This is a genomic window from Lentilactobacillus sp. TOM.63 (assembly GCF_030361045.1).
Taxonomy (GTDB): Bacteria; Bacillota; Bacilli; order Lactobacillales; family Lactobacillaceae; genus Lentilactobacillus; species Lentilactobacillus dabitei.
This window is the reverse complement of record NZ_JAUCAP010000012.1, coordinates 1-16461: the sequence shown is the minus strand read 5'-3', so window position 1 is coordinate 16461 and position 16461 is coordinate 1. Positions and strand designations below refer to the sequence as shown.

At 43.8% G+C, this 16461-nt stretch carries 12 protein-coding genes; 8 read left to right on the top strand and 4 right to left on the bottom strand.

Annotated elements, in window-relative coordinates:
- Positions 1–4: 4 nt before the first annotated feature.
- From aroA to QUF07_RS03710, 5 genes are all read left to right on the top strand, one after another.
- On the top strand, positions 5–1291 hold the full coding sequence (gene aroA, locus QUF07_RS03730) for a 3-phosphoshikimate 1-carboxyvinyltransferase (protein ID WP_289426820.1): 1287 nt from the start codon (positions 5–7) through the stop codon (positions 1289–1291).
- Positions 1292–1309: 18 nt separating this feature from the next.
- Complete coding sequence (locus QUF07_RS03725) at positions 1310–2161, top strand: prephenate dehydrogenase (protein WP_289426819.1); 852 nt, start codon at positions 1310–1312, stop codon at positions 2159–2161.
- 11 nt (positions 2162–2172) lie between these two features.
- Positions 2173–2679 (top strand): shikimate kinase, encoded by a 507-nt coding sequence (locus QUF07_RS03720; protein ID WP_217164669.1) that lies wholly within the window; start codon positions 2173–2175, stop codon positions 2677–2679.
- A gap of 14 nt (positions 2680–2693) precedes the next feature.
- Positions 2694–3566 carry a shikimate dehydrogenase gene (aroE, locus tag QUF07_RS03715; protein WP_289426818.1) on the top strand — a complete coding sequence of 291 codons (873 nt, stop codon included), beginning with the start codon at positions 2694–2696 and terminating at the stop codon, positions 3564–3566.
- Positions 3567–3722: 156 nt separating this feature from the next.
- A complete protein-coding gene (locus QUF07_RS03710) occupies positions 3723–5210 on the top strand; it encodes an MFS transporter (RefSeq protein ID WP_289426817.1) in 1488 nt (495 codons plus the stop codon).
- A gap of 238 nt (positions 5211–5448) precedes the next feature.
- Here the strand turns inward: QUF07_RS03710 and QUF07_RS03705 are convergent, their stop codons facing one another.
- Entirely contained in the window at positions 5449–7293 is a 1845-nt protein-coding gene (locus QUF07_RS03705) for a hypothetical protein (protein ID WP_217165068.1), read from the bottom strand.
- A gap of 428 nt (positions 7294–7721) precedes the next feature.
- Between QUF07_RS03705 and QUF07_RS03700 the strand changes: the two genes are divergently transcribed.
- Positions 7722–8810 (top strand): PTS sugar transporter subunit IIC, encoded by a 1089-nt coding sequence (locus QUF07_RS03700; protein WP_289426816.1) that lies wholly within the window; start codon positions 7722–7724, stop codon positions 8808–8810.
- Between the two features lie 242 nt (positions 8811–9052).
- Here the strand turns inward: QUF07_RS03700 and QUF07_RS03695 are convergent, their stop codons facing one another.
- Positions 9053–9406, bottom strand: coding sequence for a hypothetical protein (locus QUF07_RS03695; RefSeq protein WP_217165070.1), 354 nt, complete (start codon positions 9404–9406; stop codon positions 9053–9055).
- Between the two features lie 360 nt (positions 9407–9766).
- Here QUF07_RS03695 and QUF07_RS03690 point away from each other — a divergent pair, with 360 nt between their 5' ends.
- Positions 9767–10540 carry a (S)-acetoin forming diacetyl reductase gene (locus tag QUF07_RS03690; RefSeq protein ID WP_217165071.1) on the top strand — a complete coding sequence of 258 codons (774 nt, stop codon included), beginning with the start codon at positions 9767–9769 and terminating at the stop codon, positions 10538–10540.
- A 137-nt stretch (positions 10541–10677) separates the two neighbouring features.
- Entirely contained in the window at positions 10678–11451 is a 774-nt protein-coding gene (locus QUF07_RS03685; protein WP_217165073.1) for an acetoin reductase, read from the top strand.
- Between the two features lie 257 nt (positions 11452–11708).
- On the opposite strand, the gene carB is transcribed toward QUF07_RS03685, so the two are convergent.
- Positions 11709–14777, bottom strand: a complete 3069-nt coding sequence (gene carB, locus QUF07_RS03680; protein ID WP_289426815.1) for a carbamoyl-phosphate synthase large subunit — start codon at positions 14775–14777, stop codon at positions 11709–11711.
- Positions 14777–15838 carry a carbamoyl phosphate synthase small subunit gene (locus QUF07_RS03675; protein ID WP_217341383.1) on the bottom strand — a complete coding sequence of 354 codons (1062 nt, stop codon included), beginning with the start codon at positions 15836–15838 and terminating at the stop codon, positions 14777–14779. Before QUF07_RS03675 ends, carB begins: the two co-directional genes overlap by 1 nt.
- Positions 15839–16461 lie beyond the last annotated feature (623 nt).

Below are 16461 nucleotides of genomic sequence, written 5' to 3'. Positions count from 1 at the left end.
GACGATGAAACAACTACAAGCAAAACCAAGCAACGGCCTTCGAGGAGAGTTGACGGTTCCCGGGGACAAAAGTATTTCTCATCGGGGGATCATGTTCGGTGCTATCAGTGAAGGGCAAACAACTTTGCACCATTTCTTAACCGCGCAGGATTGCTTGTCGACCCTGAAAGCATTTCAACAACTTGGGGTGCCGATTAAGCGGGATGGCCAAACGGTTGTGATCGATGGGGTCGGCCTGCATGGCTTAAAACAACCCAGTCACCCGCTTGATATGGGGAATTCTGGGACAACCACCCGACTAATCATGGGCTTGTTGGCTGGTCAAAAATTCGATGCCACCTTAGTTGGGGATGCATCGCTCTCTAAACGGCCGATGAAGCGGGTAAGTGAACCCCTAGCAGAAATGGGTGCGGTGATTGAAACAACCGACGGCCATTTACCGGTCATGATCCATGGTGAACAACTCCATGCGGGCGATTATCACTTGAAAGTTGCCAGCGCTCAAGTAAAGAGTGCACTGATCCTGGCTGCGCTTCAAGCCGATAAAACATCTATCTTTGTTGAGAAGCAGCCAACCAGAAATCACACTGAGATGATGCTTAAAGCATTTGGCGCCAAAATTGATTGTGAGCCGGACAACGTTACGTTAACCGTTCACCCAGAACCCAAGCTGACCGGAATTACCCTGAATGTTCCCGGAGATATGTCTTCAGCCGCATTTTTCGTGGCGGCAGGGAGCTTGGTTCCCAATTCTGAAATCAAACTATTGAACGTGGGGACAAACGAAACGCGAACCGGGTTGATCTCAATTTTGAAGCAGATGGGTGGCAAAATCCATTTCTCAAACGAACAATCTCAAGGTGAATCGACTGCGGACATTACTGTCAATAGTGCCAACTTGACGCCAATTGAAATTGGCGCCAAAGACATTCCTGCCGTTATCGATGAACTACCGTTAGTAGCCTTGCTGGCAGCTAAGGCTGATGGGATCAGTAAAATTACCGGGGCGGGTGAACTTCGGGTAAAAGAAACTGACCGAATTGCCGTCATTGTTGAGGAATTTCAGAAACTTGGAATTGCGATTCAAGAGTTGCCGGATGGCTTTATCATTGATGGCACCAAACCTTGGCATGTCAATAATCCCCACCTAAGCAGCCATGGTGACCATCGAATTGGTATGGTCATGGCGATTGCGGCCCTGTTGGTTGATGAGCCACTCACTTTGGATGGTGCTGATAGTATCAATATTTCCTATCCAGAATTTTTTGATGACTTAGCAACGCTACTTTGATTTGAGAGGTGAGTCCAGATGAAAACGATTGTTGTGAGTGGCTTGGGCCTAATCGGCAGTTCGATTGCCGGAATCATGCGACAAGCCGATCAAACCGTTGAAATTATTGGTTGTGACCCGGATGACGGGACAAGCCAGTTTTTGTTAGCCAAACACATCATTGACCGCCGGTTGTCATTTTCTCAAGCGGCGCCACTGGCAGACTTAATTGTATTAGCAGGGCCGGTTTCCGTTATTGTGAATCAAATTCGAGAGCTGTCGGCGATGTCGCTAAAAGATCACGTCTTAATTACAGATGTTGGTAGTTCAAAAGCTGATATTATGATAGCAGCCAAGCCATTAATCGCTAACCAGATTGCGTTTTTAGGTGGGCACCCAATGGCGGGCTCTCATCAGTCGGGTGGTCAGGCCGGCCGGACAGAGTTGTTTACAGGCGCCATTTACTTTTTGGTTTCCGGTTCGCAAACTAATGCTCAACTCAGCGAATTCAGACGATTGATGGCCCCTGCCAAGGTTCGCTGGCTGGAGATTGGCGCTTCCGAACATGACAAATTAGTCAGTAAAGTCAGCCACGTTCCCCATGTCGTGGCGACAACGCTGGTCAATACAATCGCTGAGAGTTTGGCAAGTCATCCAATTGGACTGGAAGCCGCTGCTGGCGGATTCAAAGATACTACCAGAATTGCGGCGTCCGATCCAACAATGTGGACGGCAATCATGTTGAGCAATCGGGATGCCATCACTGAAGAAATTGACGATTTTAAGGATCAGCTCGCCCAACTGCAAACCGCAATCAGAAACGGTGATGAGCAAACCATTTTTCAGACATTTACGAAGGCTAAGAAGATTAGGGAATCCCTCGATAACTAAGGAGAACGCTTATGAAAGCAATACTGGTAGGCTTTATGGGAAGTGGCAAAACGACCGTTGGCAATTTGCTCGCCAAAAAATTAAAAACACCCTATCATGATTTGGATGATGTGATCGTCGAGATGGCAGGGAAGTCCATTCAACAAATTTTCGAAGAAAGTGGCGAAATGGCATTCCGCCAGCTGGAACATGAAGCCCTCATTCAATCATTAGATCAAGAAGGAATTTTAGGGACAGGGGGTGGAACGCCCATTCAAGATATGAATTTTGAGTTGCTTCAAAACACCAAAGTACCGGTTATCCTGCTGGATGTGCTCCCTGAAACGATTATGGAACGATTGCGGGATGATACCGGTCGCCCTCTTGCTCAAGAACTGGGATTAACTGGTTTGGTCACCCTTAAAAGTGAACGGGATGAGCGTTATGAACAAGTGAGCGACTTTCGAATTGCCACTGATGGCCTGAAGCCAACTGAAGTGGTTGAAGCAATTAGTCGCAAATTATTTGTCAATCAATAAATGGAGGAATCTGCATGATTGATGGTTATACAAAATTATTTGGATTATTGGCTCACCCGGCCGCCCACAGTTTATCGCCGCTGATTCATAATACCAGCTTCAAAGCGACTGGCATTAATGGCGCTTATTTGGCATTTGACGTGACCGGTGAAGGCTTGAAGGCAAGCTTGGACGCAATGCGGGCAATGAAGATTGGTGGCTTTAATTTGTCGATGCCATTAAAAACGGATGTGATTCCACTACTTGATGAGATTACCCCGCGGGCTGAACGGCTTCAAGCGGTCAATACTGTCGTAAATCGGAGTGGAAAATTGATTGGGGATAGCACCGATGGCCAGGGCTTCGTTGATGCTTTAAAGCAACAGGAAATTAATCTCGACGGCAAAACGGTTACGATCTTTGGCGCTGGGGGTGCCGGCCGGGCAATTATCGCTGCCGTTATTGATGCCGGAGCAGCTAAGATTAATGTCTTTAAACGACGGAACGCCACCTTCATGAGCGTTAAGCAGCAATTAGAAAATTGGTCGGACGTCGTCGAAGTGATTGACTATGAAGACGAAACGGCAATGATCCAGGCCGTTGACGGTAGTCAGGTAATTGCCAATTCCACCAATGTTGGGATGGCCAAAGATGGTGAGCTGCCCGTCAGCCAATCAGTCATTGACCACTTTGGTCCGCACCATGTGGTAGTTGACGTGATTTATTTCCCATTAACGACACCGTTTGTGCAAGCTGCTAAAGAACAAGGCAGCCGTACATATAATGGGATCGGGATGTTGGTTCATCAAGCCGCTGGGTCTTTCTTGGAATGGACGGGGCAAAAAATACCTGTTGATGCTGTCATTTCGGCGGTAAATCAAGAAATTGCTGCCCGCCAACGTCCTTGATCTCAATGAAATATTTTGATAATTAGTCTAATAGATTCAAATTGGCCCAATTGATTAATTTCAGGTCAAATCAGCCATTGTCCCAGTTTATGATTTTCTCACTCCCTCAAAAGTTGTAATATAGATAAGGTGAACTTAAAAGAGGGGGGAACGGCATTGTCAAAACGAGATATCATGATCGTTACCTGTGCATTATTGCTGTCAAACGCAATGGGTGGATTGGATAACACGATCATTAATACCGCATTACCAGCAATTATTTCCGACCTTCATGGAATTGAATTAATTGGTTGGATTGTGGCTGTTTTTCTGCTTGGAACAGCAGTAAGCACGCCACTTTGGAGTAAGTTAGGTGAGCACGTTGGTAACAAGCGGAGTTATCAATTAGCTGCTTCACTTTTTGTTTTGGGGTCCTTCTTACAGGGAATGTCGCCCAATATTATTTTCCTCATTGTTGCCCGGACCATTATGGGAATCGGAAACGGTGGGATGATTTCTCTGCCATATATTATTTATGCCCGGATGTATCAGAATCCTCGGAAACGGATGCAGGTACTGGGATTCGTTTCTGCCAGCTACAGCATGGCGACCATTATTGGCCCACTAGTCGGTGGTTACATTGTTGATACCTTTAGTTGGCATTGGGTCTTTTATTTAAACGTCCCAATTGGGCTCATTTCAATTGTGCTGGTTCAAGTTTATTATCGTTTGAGCAAATTACCCAAACCAAACGGCCGGGTGGACTATGTTGGGGCAACCCTCATGACCATCGGCTTGGTCGGTTTACTGGCCGGGATTGAAATGATTGGCGCGGCTGATGGGATGATTGTGTCAGCGATTATCTTGGTGTCATTTGTAATTCTTGGAGCCATGTTCCGAGTTGAATTGCGAGTAGAAGATCCAATTATTCCGAGTCGATTGTTCAAAAATTTACCATTGATGATTGATTTTGTTCTCTTTACGTTGATTTGGGGTGCCTTTATTGGATTCTTGATATATAGTCCAATGTGGGCCCAGGGATTGCTGGGAACTTCCGCCTTAATTGGTGGGTCTACCCAGATTCCAGGATCTGTAACGGATTTTCTGGGTTCTGGTTCCGTGGCCCCAATGAGAAGATATTTGTCTCCTCAAAAAGTGATCGCGGTTGGGATTATTATGTTGGTGATCACATTTGCAATGATGGTCTTTGCGGGGGTTAAGGCGCCATACTGGGTCTTATTAGTTGCGGGGACCTTCGAAGGATTTGGTAACGGTGCCTGCTTCAATGAATTGCAGATCAAAGTTCAGCAAGATGCTGATATGGTCGACGTGCCGATTGCGACTTCGTTTAGTTTCTTGATTCGGATGTTGGCGCAGGCTTTCATGGCTTCAATTTTTGGCCTGGTTCTTAATAATGCCCTGCGAGCCGGTGTTTTGCACTCTGGTGGCACAGTTACAATGAAAATGCTCAACGAGTTAAGCGATGCATCAAGTGTTGGCTCATTGCCTCACCATTTAATTCCCAAGATGCGGATAATCCTATACAATGGATTACATAACATCATGATCCTGTCATTAATTCTGATGCTGATTTCATGGGGGATTAGCATTTGGGCCCAGCGATTGGAAAAGCAGCGAATGCTCAGAACGGGAATGAGTCATTAGATGACACCAAACAAGTTTGAGTTACTCAGCTGATTATCAGCTCGATATTCAGAGTCCTCAAAGGGAGGCTGAGAGCCAGGAATTTATAAATGCAACTTGGCTCTCCATTCTTATATTGACGAAACTTGAGATAAACGGCTGATTTCCGCCATTTAAGCAAAAAAAGTAATGCATTCCAAATTTGGATGCATTACTTTTTTGACTTAAATTTTGGGATCAAATTGCCTTTCGTCCCAATCTATTTTTGAGTTAATGATTGATCCTTAAAAGTATCCAGTGAAACATTAGCCGTTGCCAACTCGTTCTTACTGTTGGTTGATTCGGCTTTGAAACTGACCTTATCGCCTTCAGAAATGAATTGGTAGATTGGCTTGAAGTTCTTAGCGGAGGTGTCCAACTTGTAAACTTGGTTGCTGTTCTTCATGATAAACAGCAAACTGTCGTCAGTATGGACGATTCGATTAATCGTTCCACTGATCGTCTTGCCAGTTGGTGCACTGACAGCCACACCTGTTTTAGCTTCAAGTCGCTGATTGAACAACGCCAGCGTACTTTGAGCATCATCACCAATTGCATAGGTGCCGCTCTGGTTATTACCGTCTGCGAGCAGATAAACAAATTTCATGAATGAGTTATTATCTCGGTCCAACATGGATACGACCCACGTAGGCTTGCCATTGATCCGATAAAGCAATGGCAAAGTCCCACGATAGTTCTGAGGATTAATATCTTGTTGCGCATAGGAAATGGCTCGCTCAGGCGTCATGACGTTTCCATGTTCTCGATAATAGTGAAGGGTGTTGGTACGCGCATCAACGAAAGTATAACCCAGAATTGAACTCTGGTGTTCATTGACACTGGTCATCCCAGTGAAGTAATAAACTCGGCCCTTATAGGCATAAGGTGTCAACTTGTCGCCGCCTTCAGTCCCAGCTTGAGTTGGCTTCATAACGCCACTATGACCACCAAAACTCGTTGCGTTCCAGAAACCGTGACGGTACTTACCAAATATTGAAACTTCGTGAGTCACAAATTCTGGAGCAACAGCGATATCAATAAACTTCGGCACTTTATTTGGCGAGTAAACGTTCACCTTACCGGTAATGGTGTTCAAAACCGCCACCTTGTAGTGTTTATAGTCGTAGTTTCGGTTAAGGTAGGAAAGTGGCTTGGCCAATGTTCGGACGTAATATGGCGTTCCATGGTTATCAATCTCCAACTGCGACGTTGATCCAACCATTGAGTAACCTAAACTGTGGGCGTTGATCCGCCGATCGGCATCTCGGTTAAAGTAGGCACTTGGGGTGTATCGCATTGGCTTGGCGACAAATTTCGGATCGGCGTTCTTATCTGTGGCGTCGGTTCTAAAGTAACCGGGAACTTTTAAATAGTGGATATAACGCCAGAAGCCACCTGAAAATTCAACTGGAGCAACATAAACCATTTTGCCACGGTACATTTGAACCCGCATGTGGTTCAGGTCATACACGTTAGAATTCTTGAAACTATTCAATGAGTTGTTCATATCAGTCGAAACGGTCTGGGGTGCATTCACGACCGGAGTTTCGCTGCTATTTTTAATCACCGGCATAGGAGCGCTCTTCGTGTCATCATTCATATCGACTTTGATGGAGTTAACAGCTGGCTGTGGATTCATTGTGGTTATTAATGAAGAAACACTGCCTAAAATGATGAAGACAATTACAGCCAAAATAACGGCCAGAGCGGCTTTACCAACCCAACCAAAAGCGCCGGTGAAACGCTGGATTAGTTGACCGATAAAACCATTGCCAGCTGCCTCGCTTCGTCTAGCAACTGCATCTGGTGAATAAACAAATCGTTTGAGGACAGCGACAACAATGAAGCCGCCAATGAGCCACATCAACCAATTATCGATCATTGCTGGATAAGCGAGATCCGGTAAGCTGAAGTAGGTGTTAATATAACTAACGATAAACAGGACAATCACGACTAAAATCCCGTAAAGTCGGCCCCGGCGATTCGCAATAACCAAGAACCAGATAAATGGCAATAATAAACCTGATAGCTTGACTAAAGTGATCAACGCAAAATAACTAAGCATTCAATCTTTCTCCTCTCAACATTTGACTTAATATGTTAAGCCTATTATACATGAGTCTAACTCCAATACCTAAACTATTACAAAATGGCATCAATTTGTCGGTATTGATTATATGACGAATGCATTTGACCCGAGACGGGTACCGACAACCGGGCCGTGTTTGCTCATAAAGTTGCTTTCAGTTCAACCTCCGATTTCAACTATAAATAACAGATGAATTATAACATATATTGCAGCAGGGCATTGATGCTATTCTCTAACCAACTAAACGGATAAAAATTGCGATTGTGTTAAAATTGCTTATTATATTAGAAAATTATTCATAATAGCTGTTGACATGGCACTGTTATGATGCTTTAATTAAAACAATTTCATTTTTATCATTATCTTATCATTATTTTATCATATTAGAAATCGAGGTTTTGCGTATGGAAGCATCAGCAGAGAAGCCAGCCGAAAAGTTGACCGTTAAAGATTATGTTTATTTGGTTTCAGCGGGCGTTTCAAACGCCGTTTTGGTTATGTTAGGGATTGGATTGTTAACCCAAACCATTGCCAACTTTGTTAATTGGCCACAATTACATCAAGTTGGTGCAATCGCACAGTGGTTGCTGGCTCCGGCATTTGGTGCAGCGGTCGCCTCACAGTTAAAGACAAATACTTTGGTATTATTTAGTTCAATGATTTCCGCAACTGTGGGTGCTAACGCTGTTTACTTCATTTCTTCGGGCGTTCACGCCGCTACGGCTACTGGTAATCAGATGGCGCAAGTTGCAGGCGCCGGGGTATTTACAACTGGTCAGCCAATTAGTGCTGTGGCAGCCGGATTAATCGCTGCCTTAGTTGGCAAATATTTAAGCGGAAAAACGCCACTTGATATGATGCTTGTTCCACTAAGCGCTACGCTGGTTGGTTCAATCGCCGGCCTTGGTTTGGCAAGTGTGACGACCCCTGCACTCAACTGGTTAAGTGCCTTCATTGCCCAGTCAATGGAAATCAATCCATTGGTTGGTTCGATGTGTGTTGCCTTGGCATGGTCAATCTTCTTGATGACACCAGCATCTTCGGCAGCCTTGGCCGTCGCAGTTATGCTTGATCCATTATCATCTGGGGCTGCCTTAATCGGGACGACTGCTCAGTTTGTTGGCTTTACCATCATTTCATGGCGCCAAAACAACTTGGGAGCTAACATTGCTCAAGGGGTTATCACTCCCAAGGTTCAGTTCCCTAATCTGTTTGCAAATCCGCGGTTGGCAATTCCATCTATGCTATCAGCCATCGTTGCCGCTCCAATTGCCACATTATTTTTTGGCTTTAAAGTGCCATACACATTGGGTGGCTTAGGCCTTAATTCATTCATTGCACCACTTAATTTGGCATCAACCAGCATGAACATGTTTGTTGCTTACCTGATTATGGGAATTGTTGTTCCAGCAGCTATCTCAGTTGTTTCATATCGCTTGCTGCTCGGCCTTCACTGGGTCAAGGACCAACAACTTCATCTTGAAATTGTTTAATGACTGATTGAATCTATTTGAAAGAGTGGGATCAAAGGCGATTTGATCGCAGAATTTAAGTGAAAAAAGGAATGCATTCTGAATTTTGGAATGCATTCCTTTTTTGGCTTAAATGGCAGAGATCAGCCGTTTGTCACAAATTTTATCATTATAAGATTGGGAAAGCAAAGTTGCATTTATAAACACTTCGCCGACTAATGTCCCGGCTTTTTGTCATTATGTTGATCTTCAATAATGGAGAATTAATCTTTGCCGTTGAGCTCTCTGACTTGGTCAATTAATTTGAGGAAATCATTGGCTGCTGCCCGATAATCTTCGATCTTATCGCCGTATTTCTCATTAAAGCCTTCAAGCCCCCCAGCTACGAAGGCATATTCGTAATCGTAAACTTTTTCATAGGCTGCTGCGAATGCAGCCAACAAGTCGTGATGGTTGCCATCCAATTGGAGTGCCATCTCAACCACCCGAAAATCGGTGTATGCCAACTCAAATTGAATTGCCCAAGCCCGCATAAAATCGTGTTGGGCCTCAATGTGGGCAAAGTGGTGCTGCGTATTCCAAGTAAGCCGATCCAATGATTTCTTAACATCTAACATGTAAATTCCTCCCCTTAACAATGCACTCATTTGATTATTATTCAGATGAGTTGCTTAAGACATCAATCAAAACAAAATAAATAATTCTCAAAACTCATTTATATTCAACAGCTTTTGAGAATAAAGCGCAAATAAAACGACTTTATTTTCATTCGGAATAAGTATAAAGTCATGATTTTCCTGGTTAATGACTCATATTTATTATAGTGATTGCATTTGTAGCCAAATTAACTAGTATATTAGAGCAGGAAAATGAAAATTATTGCCAAAAATCATTGTATTGTGTTTCACAAACAATGAGCTTATAATTCACGCATAAGTTGTAATTCAGTTCACAAGATGACATGGAGGTTATTTAGAGTGAGTAAAAAAGTTGCGTTGATTACTGGTGCTGGTCAAGGAATTGGTGAGGCGATTGCCCACCGTTTATCCGATGATGGCTTCGCGGTTGCCCTTGCTGGCCGCCATTTAGACAAGGTTCAAAAGGTTACTGACGACATCAACAATAATGGTGGTGAAGCTTTAGCAATTAAAGCTGATGTATCAGATCGGGATCAAGTTTTTGCGGCTGTTGAAGAAGCCAGTAACAAATTTGGTGACTTTAACGTGATCGTCAATAACGCTGGTCTTGGCCCAACAACGCCAATTGATACCATTACACCAGATGATTTTGAATGGGTCTACAAAGTTAATGTTGGTGGCGTCCTCTGGGGAACTCAGGCTGCTCATCAGGCATTCAAGAAATTCGGCCATGGCGGCAAAATCATCAACGCCACTTCACAAGCCGGCGTTGTTGGCAATCCTAACCTAGCTTTATACGTTGGGACTAAGTTTGCGATTCGTGGCATTACGCAGACGACGGCCCGCGACTTGGCTGAAGAAGGAATTACGGCTAACGCTTTTGCACCTGGAATTGTTAAGACACCCATGATGTTTGATATTGCCCACGAGGTTGGTCAAAATGCTGGTAAGAGCGATGAATGGGGCATGCAAACCTTCGCCAAGGACATCGCGATGAAACGCTTGTCAGAACCATCAGACGTTGCCGCAGCAGTCTCATTCTTAGCGGGAAAAGATTCAAATTACGTCACTGGCCAAACGTTAATTGTAGATGGCGGGATGCAATTTCAGTAGAAAAGAGTGCGAAACCAAGCGAATAGTAATCGGAGCACATTTCGGCAATATAACAGAAAAAATTTCTAAATTTCCAATGACACCATCTCAGAATAAATCGATTCAACTAACAACAACCAAAAATGGAGGATACACACATGACTAACAAAGTTGCTTTAATTACAGGTGCCGGTCAAGGAATCGGTGAAGGAATTGCGCGTCAGCTAGCCAAAGATGGCTTTGATGTTGCTTTATCCGGCCGTCATTTGGATAAGGTTCAACGTGTAGCAGACGACATCAATCAAGATGGTGGCAATGCCATCGCGATTCAATCAGATGTTCAATATAAGGATCAAGTTTTTGACTCAGTAAAGCAAACGGTTGCCAAGTTTGGCCAAATGGATGTATTCGTGAACAATGCTGGAATTGCCCACGTTGCTCAAATCTGCAATACCACTGAAGAAGATTTAGACAAATTGCTTGATATCAATGTTAAGGGAACTTTCTTCGGAATCCAAGCTGCCGCAGCTCAATTCAAGAAGCAAGGCACTCCAGGTAAGATTATCAATGCTTCATCAATCGCTGGTCATGAAGGCTTCGAATTACTTGGTGGCTACTCAGCAACCAAGTTTGCCATCCGTGGTTTAACCCAAGCCGCAGCTAAGGAGTTGGCCCGCGACCAAATCACAGTTAACGCTTACTGCCCAGGAATTGTTTTGACACCAATGTGGGATCAAATCGACGAAGAAATGGGTCAAGTAAACCACGTTGCCAAGGGCGAATCACTCAAGGAATATCTTAAGGGAATCGCATTAGGCCGTGGTGAGGAACCACAAGATGTGGCCAACTTAGTATCATTCTTGGCAAGCGAAAAGGCCAATTATATTACGGGTCAAGCTATCATGGTTGATGGCGGAATTAAGTACGTATAAAGAAGTGAGCGGATCCAGGCGGTTAGCAACCGGAGCGTAAGTCTCCTTTGGCAGAAATCCCTGGTTCTGGGATTTTTGCCAAAGGTGCTTACATGTAGATCTCTGCTTTGAGGAGCTGTCCTGCGCAATATTAACGAAAATGTCAGCTCATTCAAATTGTTTAAATCAAAGCCAAAAAGCTTTCCAAACACAGACGAAATGTCTGGTTGGGAAGCTTTTTGTGGCTCTAGGCTAAAGCCTGTTTTGAATTGTGTTGATTACTTTATGAGTTGTGGCTGAAAGATTCCTAAAACCGTATCCTGAGCTGTAAAGACAGGTACTTGATGACTCAGTGCTTTTGCAACCAACTGTTTTTCATTGGCCGTTTCATCCTCTGATGATAGGACAAAAGCAATATCTTCCGGCCAATCCATGTGTTGCTTGTAAGCTTGAACTTCAAAACCGGCACTCTTTAACTTGCTGGCGACATGGTCGTCGTTAGCATCAAATTCGGAAATTAAGACAATTCCGTGAAGGTCATTGGTATTAATGTGATAGCTATCAAATAAGGCATTGTGCATGGCAGCTTGAAGCGTGTCGCCACTGCCGATATCTTCACCGGTTGATTTCATTTCTGGACTCAATGCGGTTGGCGCACCAGGTAATTTAGCAAATGAGAACACTGGCGCTTTAACGTAGACTTTCGTTGGTTCTGGGTAAAGGCCTGGGGTTAAGCCAAGGTCAGTGAGCGACTTGCCAAGAATCAATTGGGTTGCTAATTGAGCCAAGTGCATCTTGGTGATCTTGCTCATGAATGGAACAGTTCGAGATGCCCGTGGGTTTACTTCGATGACATAAACTGTGTCATTGGCAGCGATAAATTGAATGTTCATCATGCCGACTGCGTGAACCTGCTTACCAATCTTAGTGGCAATTGAGACAATTTTATCTTTGGTTTCGTCAGATAAATGCTGCGGTGGGTACATGGCAATTGAATCCCCTGAGTGAATGCCGGAACCTTCCAAGTGTTCCATGATTCCAGGGACAAAGACATCCTGACCATCACTCAAAATATCAACTTCACATTCAGTTCCGTGAATGTATTGATCAATTAGAAGTGGTTCACCATGGCTGGCCTTTAAGGCAGGAGTGAGATATTCGTTTAGCTCATCTTCATCATGAACGACTGCCATGCCTTTACCACCCAAAACGAAACTTGGACGGACAAGTACTGGGAAACCGAGGTTATTGGCAATCTCTTGCGCCTCTGGAGCAGTGGTGGCTGTATTACCCTTGGGATGTTCAATGTTTTGGTTGATCAGAAGATCTTCAAATTCATGACGGTCTTCAGTCTGTTCGATACCATGAAGTGAGGTTCCTAAGATTGAAACGCCGTGCTGAGTGAGGGCTTCAGTCAAGTTAATGGCAGTTTGACCACCAAATTCAACGATGACGCCGATTGGATTCTCCAAGTTGATCACGTTCATGACACTGTCGATATCCAATGGTTCAAAGTAGAGTTTGTCGGAAATGGAGAAATCAGTTGAAACAGTTTCTGGATTGTTATTGATAATAATCGCATTGTAGCCAGCTGCTTGAATTGCCTTCACACAGTGAACAGTTGCATAATCGAACTCAACGCCTTGACCAATTCGGATGGGGCCGGCACCGATCACAACGATGCTGTTGCCGAAAGCTTTGCTTTCATTCTCGTTACCAACTGTACTGTAGTAGTAAGGAGTTGTACTCTCGAACTCGGCGGCACAAGTATCAACCATTTTGTAAACCAAGTGTTGATCTTCCATTTTATCAAGCTTCGTTAATTCTTGATCCGTCACTGGCCGAACCGCGTTGATCATGGTGTTATTGAAACCAAGCTTGCGAGCATCAAGAACTAAGTCGGCACTGAGCAGGCCGTCAGATAGCTTTTGTTGCATTTTGATGATGTTTTCTAGTTTGGATAGGAAGTACATATCGATCTGAGTTGAACGGTTGATTTGCTGGATCGTCGCACCCTTACCAATTGCTGCAAATAGTTCAAACAATCGGTAATCAGTGGGTGTCTTAATCTTTTCAAGCAAGTCACCCATTGATAATTTTTTGGTGTAATCAGGAATCAAATCAACCTGAGCCTGTTTATCTAATTCAAGGGATTGGACAGCTTTAAGGAGTGACTCTTCAATGTTGCTACCGATTGCCATGACCTCACCGGTTGCTTTCATTTGGGTCCCTAGTTTGCGATCTGCGTTTGTAAATTTATCAAAGGCAAAGCGGGGGATCTTAGCAACCACATAGTCTAAAGCAGGTTCAAACATTGCAAATGTGGTTTGCGTTATTGGGTTCACGATTTCATCCAAATTGAGGCCAACCGCAATCTTAGCTGCAATCTTGGCGATTGGGTAACCGGTTGCCTTGGAGGCCAAAGCTGATGAACGACTTACTCGAGGGTTAACTTCAATGACGTCGTAATTCTCACTGTAAGGATCTTGGGCAAGCTGAACGTTACAGCCCCCTTCAATCTTTAAGGCGTTAACAATTGTCAGGGAAGCATCCCGTAATCGTTGATATTCTTTATCGGATAAAGTTTGCGTTGGGGCAAACACAATTGAATCGCCGGTGTGCACACCAACTGGATCGAAGTTTTCCATTCCAGTGACAATAATTGAGCTGCCATGATGATCGCGCATGACTTCGAATTCAATTTCTTTATAACCGGCAATACTCTTTTCTACCAGGCACTCTGTCGATGGTGACATGGTCAAACCACGATTTAAAATAGTGGTCATTTCATCGTCATTATGCGCAATTCCGCCACCAGTTCCGCCCAAAGTATACGCAGGTCGAATGATAACCGGGTATTCGATTTGGTGTGCGAACTTGATTCCGGTTTCCAAATCGTAAACTGTTTTTGATGCGGGAATTGGTTGGTGAAGTTCTTCCATAAGATCTTTGAATTGTTCTCGATCCTCAGCTTGGTTAATGGTCTTCAAGCTTGTTCCCAACAATTCAATGTTGAGCTTATCCAAGATACCGTCTTTGCTCAATTCAACGGCTAAATTTAATCCGGTTTGACCACCTAGGGTTGGGAGGATGGCATCGGGATGCTCTTTGTTGAGAATTTTCTTTAAGCTTGGAACGGTCAGCGGTTCCAAGTATACTTTGTCGGCAATTTCATCATCGGTCATGATTGTGGCGGGGTTGGAGTTCACTAAAATGACTTCGTAGCCTTCTTCACGTAAGCTTAAGCAAGCTTGACTGCCGGCATAGTCGAATTCTGCGGCTTGTCCAATTACAATTGGACCCGAGCCGATGATGACAATTTTGTTGATATCTGTTCGTTTTGGCATTAGTGAACCTCCTCGTGAGCATGCATTAATTCAATAAAGTGATCGAAAAGCTTAGTGGCATCGTGTGGTCCAGGAGCTGCTTCTGGATGGTACTGAACTGAGAAGATTGGTCGGCCGGGATAACGCAAGCCTTCAACTGTTTTATCGTTAACTTCCAAGGCAGTCACTTTAAGCGGTGTTGATTTGACTGAGTCAGCATCAACTGCATAACCATGATTTTGGGAGGTAATGAAGATGTCGCCGGTTTCCAGATTTTTGACTGGATGATTAATGCCGCGATGGCCAAACGTCATTTTGTAAGTTTTGGCGCCGTTAGCTAAGGCTAAGAGTTGATGACCCAGACAAATGCCGAAGATTGGGAAATTAGCTTGGAGTTTTTCAATTACTGGCAGAAAGTTCGAATAATCTTGTGGATCGCCAGGACCATTTGATAAGAGGATGCCAGTTGGGTGAAGTTCTGAAATATCCTCATAGGTGGAGTCTGGTGTCACAACTGTCACATCAATTCCTGGACGTTGCATTGACCTGACGATGTTATCTTTAACACCGAAGTCAACAACGACAACGTGATCGTTTTCTTTGTCGCCTGAAGCGGATAAGGAAGCCATTTTGATGATTGATGCCTGATGATCATTTGCGGTCTTTTGAGTGTCAATTGGGAAATTCGTTAAGCTGGCTTTCATTGTTCCATATTGGCGAATGATTTTTGTTAGCTGCCGTGTATCAATACCGCTGATTGCGGGGATCTTTGATTGTTTCAAGTAGGCGTCCAGTGAAATGACGCTTTGGTAGTGGAATACCTGGTCGGTCATCTCTTTCATGACAACCGCTGCGGCCTCAACTTTGTCCGATTGATTGGTTCCCAGTGAAATACCATAATTACCGATCAACGGGTAAGTGAACGTGATAATTTGATTTTTGTACGATGGGTCGGTTAATGTTTCTTGATAGCCGGTCATGCTGGTGGTAAAGACCAGTTCGCCGTCAATCTCACCTGCTAAATCGCCACAGGCCGTTCCGACAAAGACATCCCCATTTTCAAGTGTTAAATATTTTTTCATGTCCGAACCTCCTCAATTCTGCTAACATCTATGTGATACAAGCGGCTAACGCTTTTGATGTATAAAGATAGGAGCTTTTTGAGTAAATGTCAAGTCCATTTATGCATTATTTGCCGATATTTGGATTTTTATGTACATTTTAAAAACGATATGTATATTTATTACTAATTGAAAAATTCCCTCAAACGAAGCCAGTATAGATAAGATGAACGTCATTATTTGAATCTTGTTTCATTTTGGATAAATAATCATTTTCAAAAATATTTTTTCAAAATGCCTTGTTTTTTTTCTGAAAATAGCATATGATTCAGATAACAAAAAAAGAACCTTTAATTTTAACCCCGTGAGGTTAATAAGGAATCGGTGAACCTGAGACTATCTTGGGACTTGCTCAACCTCTTTACCCTGCGGTGGTAGAGGGGATTTTTTTATGCAGATAATATGATGACGATTTAATTGTTCCCGTGAGAGCAAAACGTCCTAAAAATGTGATTCCACTACACAAAAAGGAGCGCTTTGCGAACATGGCAAGGCGCTTTTATTTGTTTGGCTCTTCGTCAACTGTTGTTGGTGAAACTAAATTCGAGTTCTAATCACTTTGTGATTAGGGCTCTTTTTGTTTT

Bases quoted from the DNA above. Each gene is read 5' to 3' on its own strand.
- aroA (WP_289426820.1), top strand. From the start codon at position 5: ATGAAACAACTACAAGCAAAACCAAGCAACGGCCTTCGAGGAGAGTTG.
- QUF07_RS03725 (WP_289426819.1), top strand. From the start codon at position 1,310: ATGAAAACGATTGTTGTGAGTGGCTTGGGCCTAATCGGCAGTTCGATT.
- QUF07_RS03720 (WP_217164669.1), top strand. From the start codon at position 2,173: ATGAAAGCAATACTGGTAGGCTTTATGGGAAGTGGCAAAACGACCGTT.
- aroE (WP_289426818.1), top strand. From the start codon at position 2,694: ATGATTGATGGTTATACAAAATTATTTGGATTATTGGCTCACCCGGCC.
- QUF07_RS03705 (WP_217165068.1), bottom strand. From the start codon at position 7,293: ATGCTTAGTTATTTTGCGTTGATCACTTTAGTCAAGCTATCAGGTTTA.
- QUF07_RS03700 (WP_289426816.1), top strand. From the start codon at position 7,722: ATGGAAGCATCAGCAGAGAAGCCAGCCGAAAAGTTGACCGTTAAAGAT.
- QUF07_RS03695 (WP_217165070.1), bottom strand. From the start codon at position 9,406: ATGTTAGATGTTAAGAAATCATTGGATCGGCTTACTTGGAATACGCAG.
- QUF07_RS03685 (WP_217165073.1), top strand. From the start codon at position 10,678: ATGACTAACAAAGTTGCTTTAATTACAGGTGCCGGTCAAGGAATCGGT.
- carB (WP_289426815.1), bottom strand. From the start codon at position 14,777: ATGCCAAAACGAACAGATATCAACAAAATTGTCATCATCGGCTCGGGT.
- QUF07_RS03675 (WP_217341383.1), bottom strand. From the start codon at position 15,838: ATGAAAAAATATTTAACACTTGAAAATGGGGATGTCTTTGTCGGAACG.